Origin of the sequence: Sulfitobacter sp. THAF37 (genome assembly GCF_009363555.1) — a bacterium.
In the GTDB taxonomy this organism is placed as follows: Bacteria; Pseudomonadota; Alphaproteobacteria; order Rhodobacterales; family Rhodobacteraceae; genus Sulfitobacter.
The window spans coordinates 1,207,682-1,222,100 of the sequence record NZ_CP045372.1 but is presented as its reverse complement, the minus strand read 5'-3'; the positions used below and the strand labels follow the sequence as shown (position 1 = coordinate 1,222,100).

Below are 14,419 nucleotides of genomic sequence, written 5' to 3'. Positions count from 1 at the left end.
CTCAACTTTCCGCAAGGGCCGCCGTGGCCATACCATCGCGCGAGACGACCCGCGGTGCAACCAAACGGGCTTCGGGGCCGGCAGTGACCAGCGCCGCCGCTTCGGCAAGAGACCCGGTGCCAAACCTGTCCTTTATTCGTTCCGATTGTGTCGGGGTGATCATCTGACCCAGATCCCGTGTCGTGACGCCCAGGCCCGGCACACCCAGCACCTGCGCAAATTCGCGAAAGACATGCTCTCGCGCCTTGGCCGCTTCTGTTGCCACGGCATCAATCCCGGTGACATCCGCAATCTGCAATACCTGCTGCAATACATCCTGCAAGCTGGCCAGATCCGCAGCTGCGCGAAATCCGATGCCGACGACCCTCACAGCGTGACACTCCATTGCACCACCGGGCGCAGCGGTTGCCAGCCGCGCATCCGCCCCAGCGGGGTGGCTTCGGCCAGTTCGACCCGCAGCAGGCTGCCGCCTTTTTCGGCCTGCAGGCGGGCGAGCCGTGCTTCGGTTTCCAGCGTGACGCCGTTGGCCACCAGTCGCGTGCCCTTGGGCAAGGTTTCGAGCAATGCATCGAACAACGCGTCACTGCCGCCGCCACCCACAAAGACGGCATCAGGCGCAGCGCGGTCCGCGATCAGCGCGGCGGCATCCCCATGGCGCACCGTCAGACGATGAGAGACCCCGAACCGGTCGGCGTTTGTCACAATGTTCGCGACCCTCTCTGCATGTTGTTCGAACGCTTCCGCTTGGCCACCCGCAAGGCACCACTCGACTGAGACCGAGCCGGACCCGGCGCCGATATCCCACAACACTTCTCCCGGACGGGGACCAAGCGCCGATAGTGTCAGTGCCCGCACGGGACGCTTGGTGATTTGGCCGTCATTGGCAAAAAGGTCATCCGGCAGGCCCGCACTGCGCGGCAGACCGACATTTTCAGGCAGTGCGACGGCAACAGCAACAGGGGCGGCCACATCACTGAGACTGAAATCCCCGGCTGTACCTTGGCGGATGCGCTGCTCCGGCCCGCCCATACGCTCGCACACAATGAGCTGTGCTGCACCCGCCCCCTGGTCAGTCAGCCATTGCGCCAGTTCCGAAGGTGCCGCGCCGTCCCGCATCAGGCAGATGAGCCGCGCGTGCGGCGCAAGCGCACCGCGCAACTGACCGATGGGTGCGGCGTGCAGGCCATGGCAGGTGACGTCTTCCAGCCGCCAGCCCAGGGTCCCGGCCACCAGCGAAAAGGTCGAGGCGGTAGGCAGCACACGCCACTCGCCCGGATCCAGATGCACCGACAGGCTGCCGCCCGCGCCGAACCAGAACGGATCGCCCGAGGCAAGGACGACCACCCGACGACCACGCGCATTCAGTACCGGTTCGACCGTGAACGGAACTGGCCAAGCCTGCCCGCGCGCACCGGCGCCCATCAGCTCAAGATGGCGTGGCCCGCCGAATATCACCTCGGCAGCATCAATCGCAGCCTGACTTGCGGGCGACAGATGCGCTGCGGTATCGTGCGGCATTCCCACGATGCTGAGCCAAGGATCACCCAACATGCACATCCTTTTGCTGGGCGGCACGACCGAGGCGAGCGAGATGGCCCGTCGCCTTGCGCAGGCCGGGTTGAACGCCACATTCTCTTATGCCGGACGGACGAGGTCGCCGTTGCCGCAACCGCTGCCCCGGCGGATCGGCGGCTTCGGCGGTGTGGCAGGGCTGGAAAGGTATCTGAAAGACCACTCCGTCACCCATGTTATCGACGCCACACACCCGTTCGCCGCCGGGATGAGCCGCAACGCCCATGCCGCCGCCGTCGCGACCGGCAGGCCGCTGATCCGGCTGGAACGGCCCGCCTGGGCGGCGGGTCCTGCAGACGACTGGCAGACCGTCCCCACGGTCGAGGATTTGCCCGGTGCCCTGCCCGATGCGCCGTGCCGCGTGTTTCTGGCCATCGGCAAGCAGCAGATCGGCCTCTTCGCCGCGCGGCCGCAACATCACTACCTGCTGCGCCTGGTCGATCCGCCCGACGCGCCGCTGCCGTTGCCACACACGACGGTTGTCGTCGCGCGCGGCCCCTTTACCCTGACCGGGGATACGACCCTGTTGCGGGAACATCGCATCACCCATGTTCTGTGCAAGAACGCGGGAGGCGCCGGTGCCCGCGCCAAGCTGGACGCCGCCCGAGGGCTGAAGCTGCCGGTGATCATGGCTGACCGTCCCGTTCTGCCTGGCGACAATGTCGCGCATGACGTGGATCAGGTGATGGACTGGCTGGGTCAAGACACCGACCGCGGCGTGTAAACGTACCGCCCCACCTTGCGTGTTTCCGAATTACCCACAAGCACCACCGTCTGCATGTCCGCCATCTCGGCCGTGGCCTCTGCCAATGTCACGGTCCTCAGCGCCTCGTCGGGGCGGCTGATGGCGCGGGCGAAGGTGATCAGCCGATCAGGGGCGCATTCCTCGCGCAGGATCGCCAGCGCGTCGCCGAACTGGTGCGGCCGTGATCTGGACCGGGGGTTGTAAAACGCCATCGCGAAATCTGCCTGCGCGGCGAGCCGCAGGCGACGTTCGATTACCGCCCAGGGCTTGAGATTGTCGCTGAGGTTGATCGCACAGAAATCGTGCCCCAGCGGCGCCCCTGCGCGAGCAGCGGCAGCGAGCATCGCGGTAATACCGGGCAATACGCGAATGTCGGTATCTGCAAAGCTGGGATTGCCTTCCAGGGCCTCGAACACGGCGGAGGCCATGGCAAAGACACCGGGATCACCGCCGGACACCACAGCCACCCGACGCCCTTCCGCGGCGAGCTGCAGGGCGTGGGTTGCCCGGTCGATCTCGACCCGGTTGTCGGTCGGGTGCAGGAGCAACCCGTCTCGGGGGGCGACCCTCTTCACATAAGGGATATAGCCGATGACATCCGTCGCATCGGCGAGCATGGCCTGGACCTCGGGTGTCACGAGATCGTCGCGCCCGGGACCCAGCCCGGCAATGGCGACCCACCCCGTCATTGCGCGGGCTCCGCCTCCGGTCGGCGGCCTTGGCCGTGGACCAGCACGATCGCGAAATAGGGGCAATCGTCGTCATCGACCTCGGCCAGTCGGGCGATGCGCTGACCGGGCATGGTCCCCTTTTCAACAAGCCAGGCGTCCTGCAGACGCCCCGTTTTTTCCAACGCGGCGCGCACCCGCGGCATGTTGCGCCCGGTCTTCATGATCACCAGCGCATCCGCCCGTTCCATATGCGCCAGCAGGTCGGCATCCGGCAACGTGCCCATCAGGACGGACATCACGTCGTCCCCCCAGGTAAAGGGCATGTCCAGCGCGTTCCAGCAGCCCACCATGCCGGGGATTGCCGGCAGGACTTCTACCTCTGCCCGGCCCTGAAGACGGGTGTGCAGGTGCATGAAAGAGCCGTAGAAAAACGGATCGCCCTCGCACAGCACGACGACCTCGTGCTTCTGTGCCAGCGCGGCAAGGCGGTCGGCCCATTCGGCGTAGAAATCGACCATGAGGTCGCGGTATTCGGCGCTGTCAAAGCGCAGCTCGGTGGTGACGGGGTATTCCATGGGGTATTCCACCACATCGTCGCGCAACATGTCGCGCACGATGGTCCGGGCCTGTCCTGCCCGGCCCTTCTTGCGGAAATACGCGACGTGGCGTGCACCCCGGATCATGCGATCCGATTTCACGCTCATCAGATCTGGATCACCGGGACCCAAACCCGCACAGATAATCCTGCCCATGCCTATTCCACCCTGCTGGCGAGCGCGTTCACCGCCGCGACAGTGATCGCGGAACCGCCCAATCGCCCCTTCACGATCATCGAGGGTACCGGCAGATCGGCCATCAGCGCGTCCTTGCTTTCCGCCGCACCGATAAAGCCGACCGGGCAACCGATGATCGCTGCCGGGCGCGGACAGTCCGGGTCTTCGAGCATGTTGAGCAGGTGAAACAGCGCCGTCGGGGCATTGCCGATGGCCACCAGCGCCCCGGCCAGGTGCGGGCGCCAGAGTTCGAGCGCGGCGGCGGAGCGGGTGTTGGCCATCTCGGCGGCCATGTCCGGCACACGCGGATCGCGCAGAGTGCAGATCACCTCGTTCTCGCGGGGCAGCCGTTTTCGGGTGATGCCCTCGCTGACCATATAGGCGTCGCAGAGGATCGGTGCGCCATCTTCCAGTGCAGCCCGTGCGGCGATGGCCATGCCGGGTGAAAAGCGCACATGATCTTCCAGCCCGACCATCCCCGCCGCATGGATCATTCGGACCGCGACGATCTCCTCCTCGGGGGTAAACCGGGACAGCGCCGCCTCGGACCGGATCGTGGCAAAGGACTGGCGGTAAATCTCCGCGCCATCGGTGATGTAGCTGTGGGGCATTCAGATCGCCTTGATAATCTCTTCGGAAGAAAGCGACGCCACGTCGGGGTCGTCGTCGGCGCGCCCCCTGCGGATCAGGTCGAAACCTTCTCGCGTCGCTGTCACGGTCAATGGGGCGGGGCCGGGATGTGCGCATCCCTTGGCGCAGCCGGACATGTGCAGAAAGCTGCCGGGCGGCACATGGGCCGCAAGGGTGCGCGCCATGGTCCGGGTCCGGGCAAGGCCCTGCGCACAGCGCGGTGCACCGGTACAGGCCACGACCCTCAGCAGAGGGTCGTCGGCATCGGTGATGAGCCCCCGGATCTCGGGCAACTTGCGGGCGCTTTCCACCAGCAGCATCCGCCAGGGCGTCATCCGCAGACCGCCCTGTTTGGCGAGACTGGCCAATGTCTTGACCTCCAACTGCCCAAAGGCCAGACCAACCATCGCCCCCAGCGGCGTATAGCCGGGCCGCGGCGCATAGACCTGACGCTGGCGCGGGACGAAGAAACCTTCGGGCAGGGCGACACCCGCCGCGATCAACGTAGCCATGCGCCTGTGCTCACCGCGCGCTGTCATGAACCATTCAGCCAGCGCCATCGCCTCGGCGACCACCGTATCGGATGCGACGGGTTTGCCCTTGTCGAAACCATCCGCGACAAGGATCAACCCGCCGCCCGCATCCCTTTCGAGCCGGATGTCGGCAGAGGCGTTCTGCAACACAGGTGCGCGACCGGTATCCACGGCAAAGCCGAACTTGCCGGGAAGCTGCGGCGCATCAGGCGACGACAGCGCAACGGTGACGTCCTCGGCAAAGCCGTTCGTTTCCTCACCGGTCTGCCAGAAAGGGGTCACGAGCACATTGCGCCGGCTTTCGATCTCGGCGTCGGCATCGACCAGCGACATGGCAGTGAGCCCCCGGATCAGTGCGTCATGGCTGTCTTCGCGTACGCCGCGTATCTGGATGTTGCCACGGCTCGACAGGTCGATCAAACCGTTGCCGTGGGCCGCGGCCAACGTCGCGATCCCGTCGGCCTGCGCCCGACGCAGCCGCCCGTTGAAAGGCCGGACGCGCACGACCAAACCGTCACCCGACATCATCGGACGCAACGCGCCGGGGCAGTATCCCTTCACCACCGGCGCGGTCATTCGGCGGCATCCAGCTGCGCCGAAATCGAATTCCGCCGAGTGACCCAAAGGCCCGCGTCCCGCAGCGCCGCAAAACGGGCACGGATCTGATCAAGCGCCTCGGGGTTTTCGCGTTTCATAAAGTCCATCAAATCCTCCCGGCCCAGGGTCGCATCGAAATATAGGTCGAAAAGATGCGCTGGCACGGCCCGGGTGAGATGCGCGAAGGCGGCCAGATTGTCCAGTGTCGCGGCCACTTCGGCCGCCCCCCTGAAACCATGGCGCATCATGCCGCTGGCCCAGTCGGGATTTGCCGCGCGTGCGCGGACCACGCGGGCGATTTCCTCGGCCATGGTACGGGCGCGGGGGGCGCCGATGACCGTGCTGTCGACATGGTACAGGGCGGGTTGTGCCGCACCGAGGTAGGCCATCGCGGCAGCAAAGCCGCCTTCGTGACTGGCGTAGTCCGAGGCCAGCAGCACATCGCTTTCCATCAGGTCCTGAACATGGGCGAAACCGTCGGCGCCCTGCAGCCGTGCCTCCAGCGCCCCTCGGTCCTGGCGGGCCTCCCCCCGCGCGTCGATCGCCCATTCCGAGGCTTTCAGCCAGGCTTCGCCCGCGGCGTCGCGGCCCGCGTCCGAGTAGTCGAGCATCGCCGCCTCCATGTTCATGCCGTAAAGCCCCGGCTTGGGGCCGAAGACACGCGGCGTGCGGGTCAGGTAGGGGTTCATCTCGGGCGCTTCTTCCCGCTCGGCCAGGGCGGCGGCGCCCGCTTCGAAGAGTTGAGACAGTCCCGGAAACACATCCCGGAACAATCCGGAGACCCGCAAGGTCACGTCGATGCGAGGCCGGTTCAGCAGTGTCAGCGGAAGCACCTCGAAGCCGGACACGCGTTCGGACCCTGCATCCCACTTCGGGGCAAGACCGGCCAGATGCATCGCCATCGCGATCTCTTCTCCGGCGGTCCGCATCGTGGCGGACCCCCAAAGGTCAACGACCAGGCCGCGCGGATAATCGCCCTGGTCCTGCAAGTGGCGGCGGATCAGCTCTTCGGCAAGCTTCACGCCCTGTGCATGGGCGGCACGGGTCGGCACGCTGCGGGGATCCACGGCATAGAGGTTCCGACCCGTGGGCAGCACGTCGGACCGCCCCCGATACGGCGAACCGGACGGCCCTGACGCGACCCGACGACCGTCGAGCGCAGCCAGCAGGCCGACATTTTCGCCCTCCCCCATCCCGAAGATATGCAGCCCGTCGCCGTACTGGCTTTCCTTGATGTCGCAGACGAAGCGGTCGATCCGGGTAATCGCCTCGACCGCGCTGGTGGCGTCATCAAGGCCCAGGTCTTGCTCCACTCCGGCGGCCTGCGCTTCGGAGCGAATGGTCTCGATCAGCCGGTCGCGCCGGGCGGGATCCAGCCCGTCGGCAGTGGAGTATTCGTCCAGAAGGCGTTCCAGTTGCAACAGCGCCTGCGGCGTTTCGCTGCCCTTCATCGGCGGCGGCAGATGGCCAAGCGTCACCGCGCCGATACGCCGCTTGGCCTGCGCGGCCTCGCCCGGGTCGTTGACAATGAAGGGATAGATCACCGGCATCGGCCCGGTCAGGACCTCCGGCCAACACTCCCCGGACAGCGCCACCGCCTTGCCCGGCAACCACTCCAGCGTGCCGTGCGCGCCGATGTGAACCAATGCGTCGATGCCTTGTGACTGCAGCCAGAGGTAAAAGGCCACATAGGAGTGGCGCGGAACGCGGGCGAGATCGTGATAGTCCGTGTCACGCGCCGCGATGCTGCCCCGCTCGGGTTGCAGCGCAACGAGCGCGTTTCCGCAGTGCTGCGCGGGAAAGTGAAAGGCGCCATCGCGGTACAACGGATCATCTTCGACTGGCCCCCAGACCGTATTGAGCTCTTTCAACAGGGTGTCGGGAAGACATGTCAAATATGACATGTCACCATTAGCGGGCCAGGAAATTGTATTGTGGCTCAGTGACTTGCCAAACCCAATGGCGGGTTCTACGGCGTAGCCCGCATCGGCGAGTGTCAGAAGCATGTCTTCGACCGAGGCCAGCGCATCCAGCCCCACCGCATGAGCGATCTGGTCGTCGCGCCCCGGATAGGTCGACAAGACCAGCGCCAGTTTGCGGTCTGCCGCCGGGGTCCGTGCCAGCCGGTGCCAGCCCGCCACCCGATCCACCACCGCATTGATCCGCTCGGCGTTCGCCCGGTGCGCAAAGCGCGAGTATTGCAAATGCGGATCTTTCTTTTCCGGCGCTTTGAAGCTGACGACCCCGGCAAAAACCCGACCGTCAACTTCCGGCAGCACAACATGCATGGCCAGATCCGCGGGCGACAGGCCGCGCTCTGCCTCGGCCCAATCTTTTTGACGCGCGGTGGACAAAGCCACCTGAAAGACAGGGCAACCCGGCGTATCAAGAGGTGATTGGCCATCCTCCCCCCGCCCTGAGAAGGCTGTCGCGTTGACGATGGCGCAAGGTTCCAGCCGCGCAAGCGTCTCATCCAGAAACTTACGGCCAGCTTCGGCTTTCAGCGAGGGCACGAACAGGCCGACGGCAGTAAAGCCCCGGTCACGCAGCGCAGCAATCAGCGCATCCACCGGGGCGGTATCGGCAGCCGTCAGGTAGCTGCGGTAGAACGTCACCGCGACCATGTCGCCGGTGACATCGGCAAATGGAATGACCCCTTTGTCAGGATCGTAGAAGCCGCAGACCGGCACCGTCTTGCTGCCCGGAACCGGCCCTGCATAGAACCCGGCAGCCAGCGCAAGTTGCGCCAGTGCCGCCTGTGCCGCGACTGCCCCACCCGCATCGCACAGATGCGACAACCGCCGCAGGGTCGACACGGGCAAGGTTGAATGGGCGTCCAGCGCCGGATCCTCGCGCCCATCCGCAGGCAGCACCGCCAGCGCGATATTGTTGCGCCGCGCGAAATCCTGAATCTGCATGATGCCGTAGGGCCAGTAATTCTCGCCACCGATCAGCCGGATCAGTATGCCCTTGGCCCCCGTCAGCGTCTGTTCGACGTAATTGTCCACCGATGCCGGATGCCGCAGCGCCACAAGGTTGCACAACCGCAACGTGGGCAGCTTGCCCTCTGGTCCGCCGCCACGGTGCCAGCCTGCCGCGAAAGCGCCCAGATCACTGTCGGAAAACGAAAGCACCACCAGATCCGCAGGCGTCTGGCCCGGATCGAACGGTGTTTCGCTATCCTCCAGCCCGTGGCTTTCGCGAAAGACGACGTGCATGAAATCAGGCCCCCAGAACGCCCCGGATGGCAGCGGTGTCGATGTGGTCGTGTTCCGCGATCACCACCAGGTGGCCCTGCCGGGGATCGGCGCCCCAGGGCCTGTCGAACTGTTGCCGCACCCGCGCGCCCACGGCCTGGACCAGAAGGCGCATCGGCTTGCCCTTGACCGCGACATAGCCTTTGACCCGCAGGATATGCTGTTCGGTCGCCAGCTTCTCGATTGCCGCGACAAGCGCATCGGTGTCCTCGATCTCGGGCATCGGCACAACGATCGTTTCGAAATCGTCGTGTTCGTGGTCATCCGCGCCATCATGATGCGAGGGGCGTGCGGCCAGGTCGTCCTCGGCGGCCGCGTTCAGGCCCAGCACCACTTTGGGGTCGATCACCCCTTCGGACATGGGCAAGATGCGGATCGGCCGCGGACTTTCCGCCTCGATGATCTCGCGCGCTTTGGCGAGACCCTCTTCACCGGCCAGATCGGCTTTGGACATCAGGATGATATCCGCGCAGGAAATCTGGTCTTCGAACACCTCGGACAGCGGGGTCTCGTGATCCAGGCTGTCGTCTGCCAGCCGTTGTGCATCCACCGCCGCCTCGTCCGGTGCGAAGCGGCCCGCCGCCACGGCCTCGGCATCGGCCAGCGCAATCACGCCGTCGACGGTGATCCGCGAGCGGATCGCGGGCCAATCGAAGGCCTTGAGCAGCGGCTTGGGCAGGGCCAGCCCGGAGGTTTCGATCAGAATGTGATCGGGCCGCGTGGGCAGCGCCATCAGCGCCTCGATCGTCGGGATGAAATCATCCGCCACCGTGCAGCAGATGCACCCGTTCGCCAGTTCGACGATATTTTCCTCGGGGCAATCTGGGATCGCGCAGGATTTCAGAATATCGCCATCGACGCCCACGGTGCCGAACTCGTTCACCAGCACAGCCAGTCGTCGGCCACCGGCGTTGGTCATCAGGTGTCGTATTAAAGTCGTTTTGCCCGCCCCCAGGAAGCCGGTAATCACGGTGACGGGAATTTTGCTCAGGTCGTTCATTCGGCGGCCTCCAAAGGCAGGGTAAAGGGGGGAACACGCGCAAGGCTCTGCTTGCGAAAGATCACCGGGCGCTCGCGCCAGGGGACAAGGCCATCCGACGTCGCGGCATAAGCCGCGGCGCCGGTCAGGATGTCGGGGGCATCGGCCACGGAAAGGCGGCCATAGACGTAGGTCCATTTGCCCGGCTCCGACAGCGCGACCGCAGCGCCCTGTGAACAGGCAGACAGGCAGGCGACGCCGACAACCTCGACACCCTCAGGGCTATCTGCTTCGGTCAGCGCGGCGTGCAGCAGGGCGCCGGGGCGCGGCGCGTCTTCTTCCAGCACCTCACCGGCGCGGCAGGTGGTGCAGACGTAAAGTGTTGCGGTCATTCAACCTCCACTACGGTTCTGGCCGAGACCCGGTCGCCATCAACCATCAGCGGGTGATGGTCATTGCTGTTCAGCGTCACCGCGATCTCGACCTCGCCTTCCGGCAGGTCATCCAAATGCACCCAGGGCCCATAAATGCGCCCCAGCTTGACACCGTTGGCATAGACATGCGCATGGCCCTGACCGGGCTGGTGATCACGGCTGGCGTTTTCGGGCGAGAATTCGAAATTCTCCACCATCACGTGCAGATTGTAGCCTGCCATCGGGTCGGGTTCGACCGTGATTTTCAGGTTCGGCGCAGCTTCTGCCGCAACCTCGATCGGCGTCTCGTGAAGCGCCGCATGTTCCATGCCGCCATGATCCGTGCCCGCGTGATGATGCGGGTTGGCATGGTCGTGGCCGTCGAAGGTGATCCCGTTACCTGCCGCGAAGGCAAACCCGAGACCACCACCGAAGATCAGCCCGATCACGAAAAGTGCAAGCGTTCTGTTCATCGCACTGTCACACGGTCTGCGTGGCATGTTCCGCTTCGCGCTGCCAGAAGTAGCCCGCGAAGGACCCCAACAGCACCCAGGCCACCAGACCGATGCCCAGCGCCCGCGCGGCGAAAAGCGCGCCGATCTCGGTCGGGACGGGGCCGGTAAAGCTTTCCGGCTCCGGCGCGCCGATCAGATGCGGCGCCGCCAGAAGCAAGGCCGCAGCACCCCAGGCCGCCCAATTTGACCCAAACGCCAAAAGCCAGAGCGCGACGCAGGCGCTGATCGCGGTGGCGAACCACCAGATCTGCCGAAGCGCCACATCGGCGGCGGCGACGCCGGGCACCTCCGGGGCGAGGGTAAAGCCGGGGGCCAGATGGAAGGCCACGAAACCGGCAACACCCCAGAGGATACCCCAGCGCCCGTCGATCCGCGCGCCACGGTCCTCGCCAAAGCTCATCGCGGCCACGAGGATCAGCGCGTAACCGGTGTAGGTCAGCATGGTGAAAATCACGCTCAGCCCGTCCCGCATCAGGTCGAAACCCGGCAGGGCCGGATGGGCGCTGACCGGGTCAGCGCCAAAATGCACCAACTCGCCGCTCTCATAGAGCTCGGCATGCAGCAGAACAGGTTGCACAAAGATCAATTGAAGCAGGCCGATGATCGCACCTGCAAGAGCCCCGGCGAAAAGGGCGGAAATCAGAATCCGTGACGTCATGACACATCCTATACATGTTTCAGCACAAGGCGACGAGTTGCTATCAATACGAACACGCCGCCGGATTAGGGCAGCGTTCCAAACTGATAAACGGGTCGGCACGCGTTGCGTTGCTTACCATTGGGCCGGACGAGCGTCACCTTGAGGTCCGCTATCGCCCGGTCCGCGCACCCTTCAGGTTAGTGGCAGGGAAACCCTGTCGCATGGCGCACGTCATGTGCGGCATCATGCAGCGCGGCAGCCTGTACGTGCCCGGTCAAGGTGATCAGGGCAATGCCCAACGCGGCGGCAAAAACCGCGGGAACAACGCGGCTGGTGCCCAGCGACTTGGCAGTCAATGTAGTCATGGTCTTCTCCTTACCGTCACACCCGACGGCCCGTTAGCGTTTCACATGCCTGGCAGGTCTCCTGGCTCACGGGTCGATGCCTTTGCCCGCCTTCCCCGACCGGCTGGTCAAGTGGCGCGTTGGGCGCAGGCTCTCCGCTTACAGTCGCGGGGGCGGCTTCCGCTTCGGGCGTTGCAGCCGTTACGGAATTCCCTGTTCGGTTCCACACCCAAACGGGTGCTTGCGGGAACACCAAGCGCAACCTGTGTCGCATTTCACCCGGCGCAAGGCAAGGCTCATTCACGACGGATCATGCCTCGATCGCGCAGCGTATCAAAGCTTCCTGAACGCGCAGAGCATGGGCGCCAGCCCGCTCCGGCGGACAAGTCCCCATTTCCGCTGGCCCCGGGGCTATGTCAGGCGCATAACAGGCAGTGAATGCCAGTATGCCCGGAGCCGCAGCCTTGAGCCGCACAACCCTCGCGATTCTCTATTCCCTGCTCGCTCTGCTGCTGTTCGACGGCATGGGTTTGATCATCAAGCACCTGTCAGAAGACTACAGCGCCGCCGAACTGTCGGCCTATCGCAACGTCGTAGGCCTGATTCCGGCGATGCTGGTGCTGTGGACCTCGCGTGACTGGCACGCCAAGGGACGCAGCATGCGAATGCGGCAATGGAAGCTCGCGATGCTGCGCGGTCTGATCCTCACTTTCGCGCAGTATTTCTTTTATCTCTCTCTCGGTCTGCTGACCTTTGCTACCGCCTCGACCATTTCCTATGCCAACGCTGTCTTTGTCACCGCCCTTGCCGTGCCCCTGCTGGGAGAAAAGGTCGGGCTGGTGCGCTGGGCCGCCGTCCTGATCGGATTCGGCGGGGTGATCATGATCGTGGGCCCCGGGCGCGATACCTTCTCCCTGTCTGCCCTTCTCCCGCTGGGGGCGGCGCTGTGCTACGCGCTGACAGCGGTCACCGCAAGGATGATGGACGAAGGACCCCCGACAGCCCTGATCAACCTCTACTCCACCGGTGTCGCCGCGCTGGGGGCGCTGACCCTGGCGCTGGCAACGGGGGGATTCACCCCGCTCCGCGATACCGCCGACGTCATATGGATCGCCACGATGGGCGGCCTCGGAGGGTTCGCGGTCCTTCTGCTTGTCACCGCCTACCGGATGACCGAACAGAGCAACCTCGCGCCGTTCAGTTATTTCGGCATCCCGATGGCCTTTGTCCTGGGGTGGCTATTTTACGGCGAAGCGCCTTGGGAGGAGCTGTTTCCCGGCGCATTCCTGCTGTCTGGCGGCGGGTTGCTGATCATCTGGCGTGAACGCCAGATGAACGAAGCGATGCGAAATGTCACCACGCCAAAGTAGCGCGGGCATCTAGACCACCACCGCCTGCGCCTCTTGCGAGGTGACATTGAAGACCCGCTTGTAACGCTCGATTTCTTCCGCCGGGCCCATCGCCTTGTTGGGGTTGTCCGACAGTTTCACCGTCGGCCTGCCGTTTGCCGCCACCGCCTTGCAGACCAACGAGAAGGGCGCGAGCGCATCTTCTTCCACCAGACCTCTGAAATCGTTCGTCAAAAGCGTTCCCCACCCGAAGGAGACATTCACCTTGCCAGCAAATTTCTCGTGCAGTTCCCGCATCTTGTCCACGTCCAGGCCATCACTGAAGATGACCCGTTTCTGTGAAGGGTCCTCGCCCCGCGATTTCCACCAGTCTATGGCGATCTGTGCAGCCTTCACCGGGTCGCCGCTGTCCACGCGGATGCCGGTCCAGCCCGCCAGCCAATCGGGCGCGTTGTCCAGAAACCCCTTGGTGCCATAGGTGTCGGGAAGGATGATCCGCAGATTGCCGTCATGCTCTTCATGCCAATCCGACAAGACATCGTAGGGCGCCTGCGCCAGTGCCGCGTTGTCCTCTGCCAAGGCGGCGTAGACCATGGGCAACTCATGCGCATTGGTGCCAATCGCCTCCATTTCACGGCTCATGGCAATCTTGCAGTTCGACGTGCCGGTGAAAGCGCGGCCCAGGCCTTCCTGCATTGCCTGAACGCACCAGTCCTGCCAGAGATAACTGTGCCGTCTGCGGGTGCCGAAATCGGCGACAGACAGGTTCTGGATCTTGCGCAGCTCCTCGATCTTTTCCCAGACGCGGGTCATGGCACGCGCGTAGAGCACCTGAAGCTCGAACCGGCCCATCGTGTCCAGCACCGCGCGGCCACGCAGTTCCATCAGCACGGCGAGCGCGGGAATCTCCCACAGCATGACCTCGTGCCACTTTCCCTCGAACGTCAGCTCGTACTGGTCGCCCCGCCGTTCCAGATGGTAGGGCGGCAGGCGCAGACCCTCGAACCATTCCATGAAGTCGGGGCGGAACATCTGCCGCTTTCCATAGAACGTATTGCCCCGTAGCCATGTGCTTTCCCCGCGGCTGAGGCTGAGCGACCGGATATGGTCGAGTTGCTCGCGCAGCTCACCCTCGTCGATCAGCTTGGCCAGGGGCACATGATCGGAGCGGTTGATCAGCGAAAAAGTGACCTGCGTGTCGGGCTTGTTCCGGAAAATTGACTGGCACATCAGCAGCTTGTAAAAATCCGTGTCGATCAGAGACCGGACGATCGGGTCAATCTTCCACTTGTGGTTCCAGACACGGGTTGCGATATCAACCATCAAAATTTCCTCAGAATTACTGCACCCTTGTGGCAAAGACTGCATGACAGGGGCAAGGCCAAAGACAAGGTTGGGAGA

General features: G+C 64.5%; 15 protein-coding genes and 1 riboswitch. Of the genes, 2 read left to right on the top strand and 13 right to left on the bottom strand.

Annotated elements, in window-relative coordinates; all coding sequences use genetic code 11:
* Position 1: 1 nt before the first annotated feature.
* Together FIU94_RS06095 and cbiE are read right to left on the bottom strand one after the other, a co-directional pair.
* Entirely contained in the window at positions 2–370 is a 369-nt protein-coding gene (locus tag FIU94_RS06095) for a cobalamin biosynthesis protein (RefSeq protein ID WP_152464934.1), read from the bottom strand.
* Positions 367–1,548: a precorrin-6y C5,15-methyltransferase (decarboxylating) subunit CbiE gene (gene cbiE / locus FIU94_RS06090; protein WP_152466962.1), complete on the bottom strand. Its 1,182-nt coding sequence runs from the start codon at positions 1,546–1,548 to the stop codon at positions 367–369. Before cbiE ends, FIU94_RS06095 begins: the two co-directional genes overlap by 4 nt.
* A gap of 1 nt (position 1,549) precedes the next feature.
* Between cbiE and FIU94_RS06085 the strand changes: the two genes are divergently transcribed.
* The gene (locus FIU94_RS06085) at positions 1,550–2,296 is read left to right on the top strand and encodes a cobalt-precorrin-6A reductase (RefSeq protein WP_152464933.1); all 747 of its coding nucleotides are present in this window, start codon (positions 1,550–1,552) and stop codon (positions 2,294–2,296) included.
* Here FIU94_RS06085 and cobJ read toward each other — a convergent pair.
* The 10 genes from cobJ to FIU94_RS06035 form a co-directional block, all read right to left on the bottom strand.
* Complete coding sequence (cobJ, locus tag FIU94_RS06080) at positions 2,272–3,006, bottom strand: precorrin-3B C(17)-methyltransferase (protein WP_152464932.1); 735 nt, start codon at positions 3,004–3,006, stop codon at positions 2,272–2,274. The two genes, FIU94_RS06085 and cobJ, sit on opposite strands and share 25 nt — an antisense overlap.
* Positions 3,003–3,740 (bottom strand): precorrin-2 C(20)-methyltransferase, encoded by a 738-nt coding sequence (locus FIU94_RS06075; protein WP_152464931.1) that lies wholly within the window; start codon positions 3,738–3,740, stop codon positions 3,003–3,005. Before FIU94_RS06075 ends, cobJ begins: the two co-directional genes overlap by 4 nt.
* 2 nt (positions 3,741–3,742) lie before the next feature.
* Positions 3,743–4,372 carry a precorrin-8X methylmutase gene (locus FIU94_RS06070; protein ID WP_152464930.1) on the bottom strand — a complete coding sequence of 210 codons (630 nt, stop codon included), beginning with the start codon at positions 4,370–4,372 and terminating at the stop codon, positions 3,743–3,745.
* The gene (gene cobG / locus FIU94_RS06065; protein ID WP_152464929.1) at positions 4,373–5,500 is read right to left on the bottom strand and encodes a precorrin-3B synthase; all 1,128 of its coding nucleotides are present in this window, start codon (positions 5,498–5,500) and stop codon (positions 4,373–4,375) included.
* Positions 5,497–8,739 carry a cobaltochelatase subunit CobN gene (gene cobN / locus FIU94_RS06060; protein WP_152464928.1) on the bottom strand — a complete coding sequence of 1,081 codons (3,243 nt, stop codon included), beginning with the start codon at positions 8,737–8,739 and terminating at the stop codon, positions 5,497–5,499. Before cobN ends, cobG begins: the two co-directional genes overlap by 4 nt.
* A 4-nt stretch (positions 8,740–8,743) precedes the next feature.
* On the bottom strand, positions 8,744–9,778 hold the full coding sequence (gene cobW / locus FIU94_RS06055; protein WP_152464927.1) for a cobalamin biosynthesis protein CobW: 1,035 nt from the start codon (positions 9,776–9,778) through the stop codon (positions 8,744–8,746).
* Entirely contained in the window at positions 9,775–10,149 is a 375-nt protein-coding gene (locus tag FIU94_RS06050; RefSeq protein ID WP_152464926.1) for a DUF1636 domain-containing protein, read from the bottom strand. Before FIU94_RS06050 ends, cobW begins: the two co-directional genes overlap by 4 nt.
* Positions 10,146–10,643, bottom strand: coding sequence for a hypothetical protein (locus tag FIU94_RS06045; protein ID WP_152464925.1), 498 nt, complete (start codon positions 10,641–10,643; stop codon positions 10,146–10,148). The genes FIU94_RS06050 and FIU94_RS06045 overlap by 4 nt, the downstream gene beginning before the upstream one ends.
* Positions 10,644–10,650: 7 nt before the next feature.
* Positions 10,651–11,343, bottom strand: a complete 693-nt coding sequence (locus FIU94_RS06040; protein WP_152464924.1) for a CbtA family protein — start codon at positions 11,341–11,343, stop codon at positions 10,651–10,653.
* Between the two features lie 179 nt (positions 11,344–11,522).
* Entirely contained in the window at positions 11,523–11,690 is a 168-nt protein-coding gene (locus FIU94_RS06035) for a CbtB-domain containing protein (protein WP_152464923.1), read from the bottom strand.
* Positions 11,691–11,723: 33 nt separating this feature from the next.
* Positions 11,724–11,941: riboswitch (cobalamin riboswitch) on the bottom strand.
* Between the two features lie 192 nt (positions 11,942–12,133).
* Between FIU94_RS06035 and FIU94_RS06030 the strand changes: the two genes are divergently transcribed.
* The gene (locus FIU94_RS06030; protein WP_254702624.1) at positions 12,134–13,039 is read left to right on the top strand and encodes a DMT family transporter; all 906 of its coding nucleotides are present in this window, start codon (positions 12,134–12,136) and stop codon (positions 13,037–13,039) included.
* A 9-nt stretch (positions 13,040–13,048) separates the two neighbouring features.
* Here FIU94_RS06030 and pncB read toward each other — a convergent pair whose 3' ends face one another.
* Complete coding sequence (gene pncB, locus FIU94_RS06025) at positions 13,049–14,341, bottom strand: nicotinate phosphoribosyltransferase (RefSeq protein WP_152464921.1); 1,293 nt, start codon at positions 14,339–14,341, stop codon at positions 13,049–13,051.
* Positions 14,342–14,419 lie beyond the last annotated feature (78 nt).

Coding starts and splice junctions, on each gene's coding strand:
- FIU94_RS06085 (WP_152464933.1), top strand. CDS start 1,550: ATGCACATCCTTTTGCTGGGCGGCACGACCGAGGCGAGCGAGATGGCC.
- cobJ (WP_152464932.1), bottom strand. CDS start 3,006: ATGACGGGGTGGGTCGCCATTGCCGGGCTGGGTCCCGGGCGCGACGAT.
- FIU94_RS06075 (WP_152464931.1), bottom strand. CDS start 3,740: ATGGGCAGGATTATCTGTGCGGGTTTGGGTCCCGGTGATCCAGATCTG.
- FIU94_RS06070 (WP_152464930.1), bottom strand. CDS start 4,372: ATGCCCCACAGCTACATCACCGATGGCGCGGAGATTTACCGCCAGTCC.
- cobG (WP_152464929.1), bottom strand. CDS start 5,500: ATGACCGCGCCGGTGGTGAAGGGATACTGCCCCGGCGCGTTGCGTCCG.
- cobN (WP_152464928.1), bottom strand. CDS start 8,739: ATGCACGTCGTCTTTCGCGAAAGCCACGGGCTGGAGGATAGCGAAACA.
- cobW (WP_152464927.1), bottom strand. CDS start 9,778: ATGAACGACCTGAGCAAAATTCCCGTCACCGTGATTACCGGCTTCCTG.
- FIU94_RS06050 (WP_152464926.1), bottom strand. CDS start 10,149: ATGACCGCAACACTTTACGTCTGCACCACCTGCCGCGCCGGTGAGGTG.
- FIU94_RS06045 (WP_152464925.1), bottom strand. CDS start 10,643: ATGAACAGAACGCTTGCACTTTTCGTGATCGGGCTGATCTTCGGTGGT.
- FIU94_RS06040 (WP_152464924.1), bottom strand. CDS start 11,343: ATGACGTCACGGATTCTGATTTCCGCCCTTTTCGCCGGGGCTCTTGCA.
- FIU94_RS06035 (WP_152464923.1), bottom strand. CDS start 11,690: ATGACTACATTGACTGCCAAGTCGCTGGGCACCAGCCGCGTTGTTCCC.
- pncB (WP_152464921.1), bottom strand. CDS start 14,341: ATGGTTGATATCGCAACCCGTGTCTGGAACCACAAGTGGAAGATTGAC.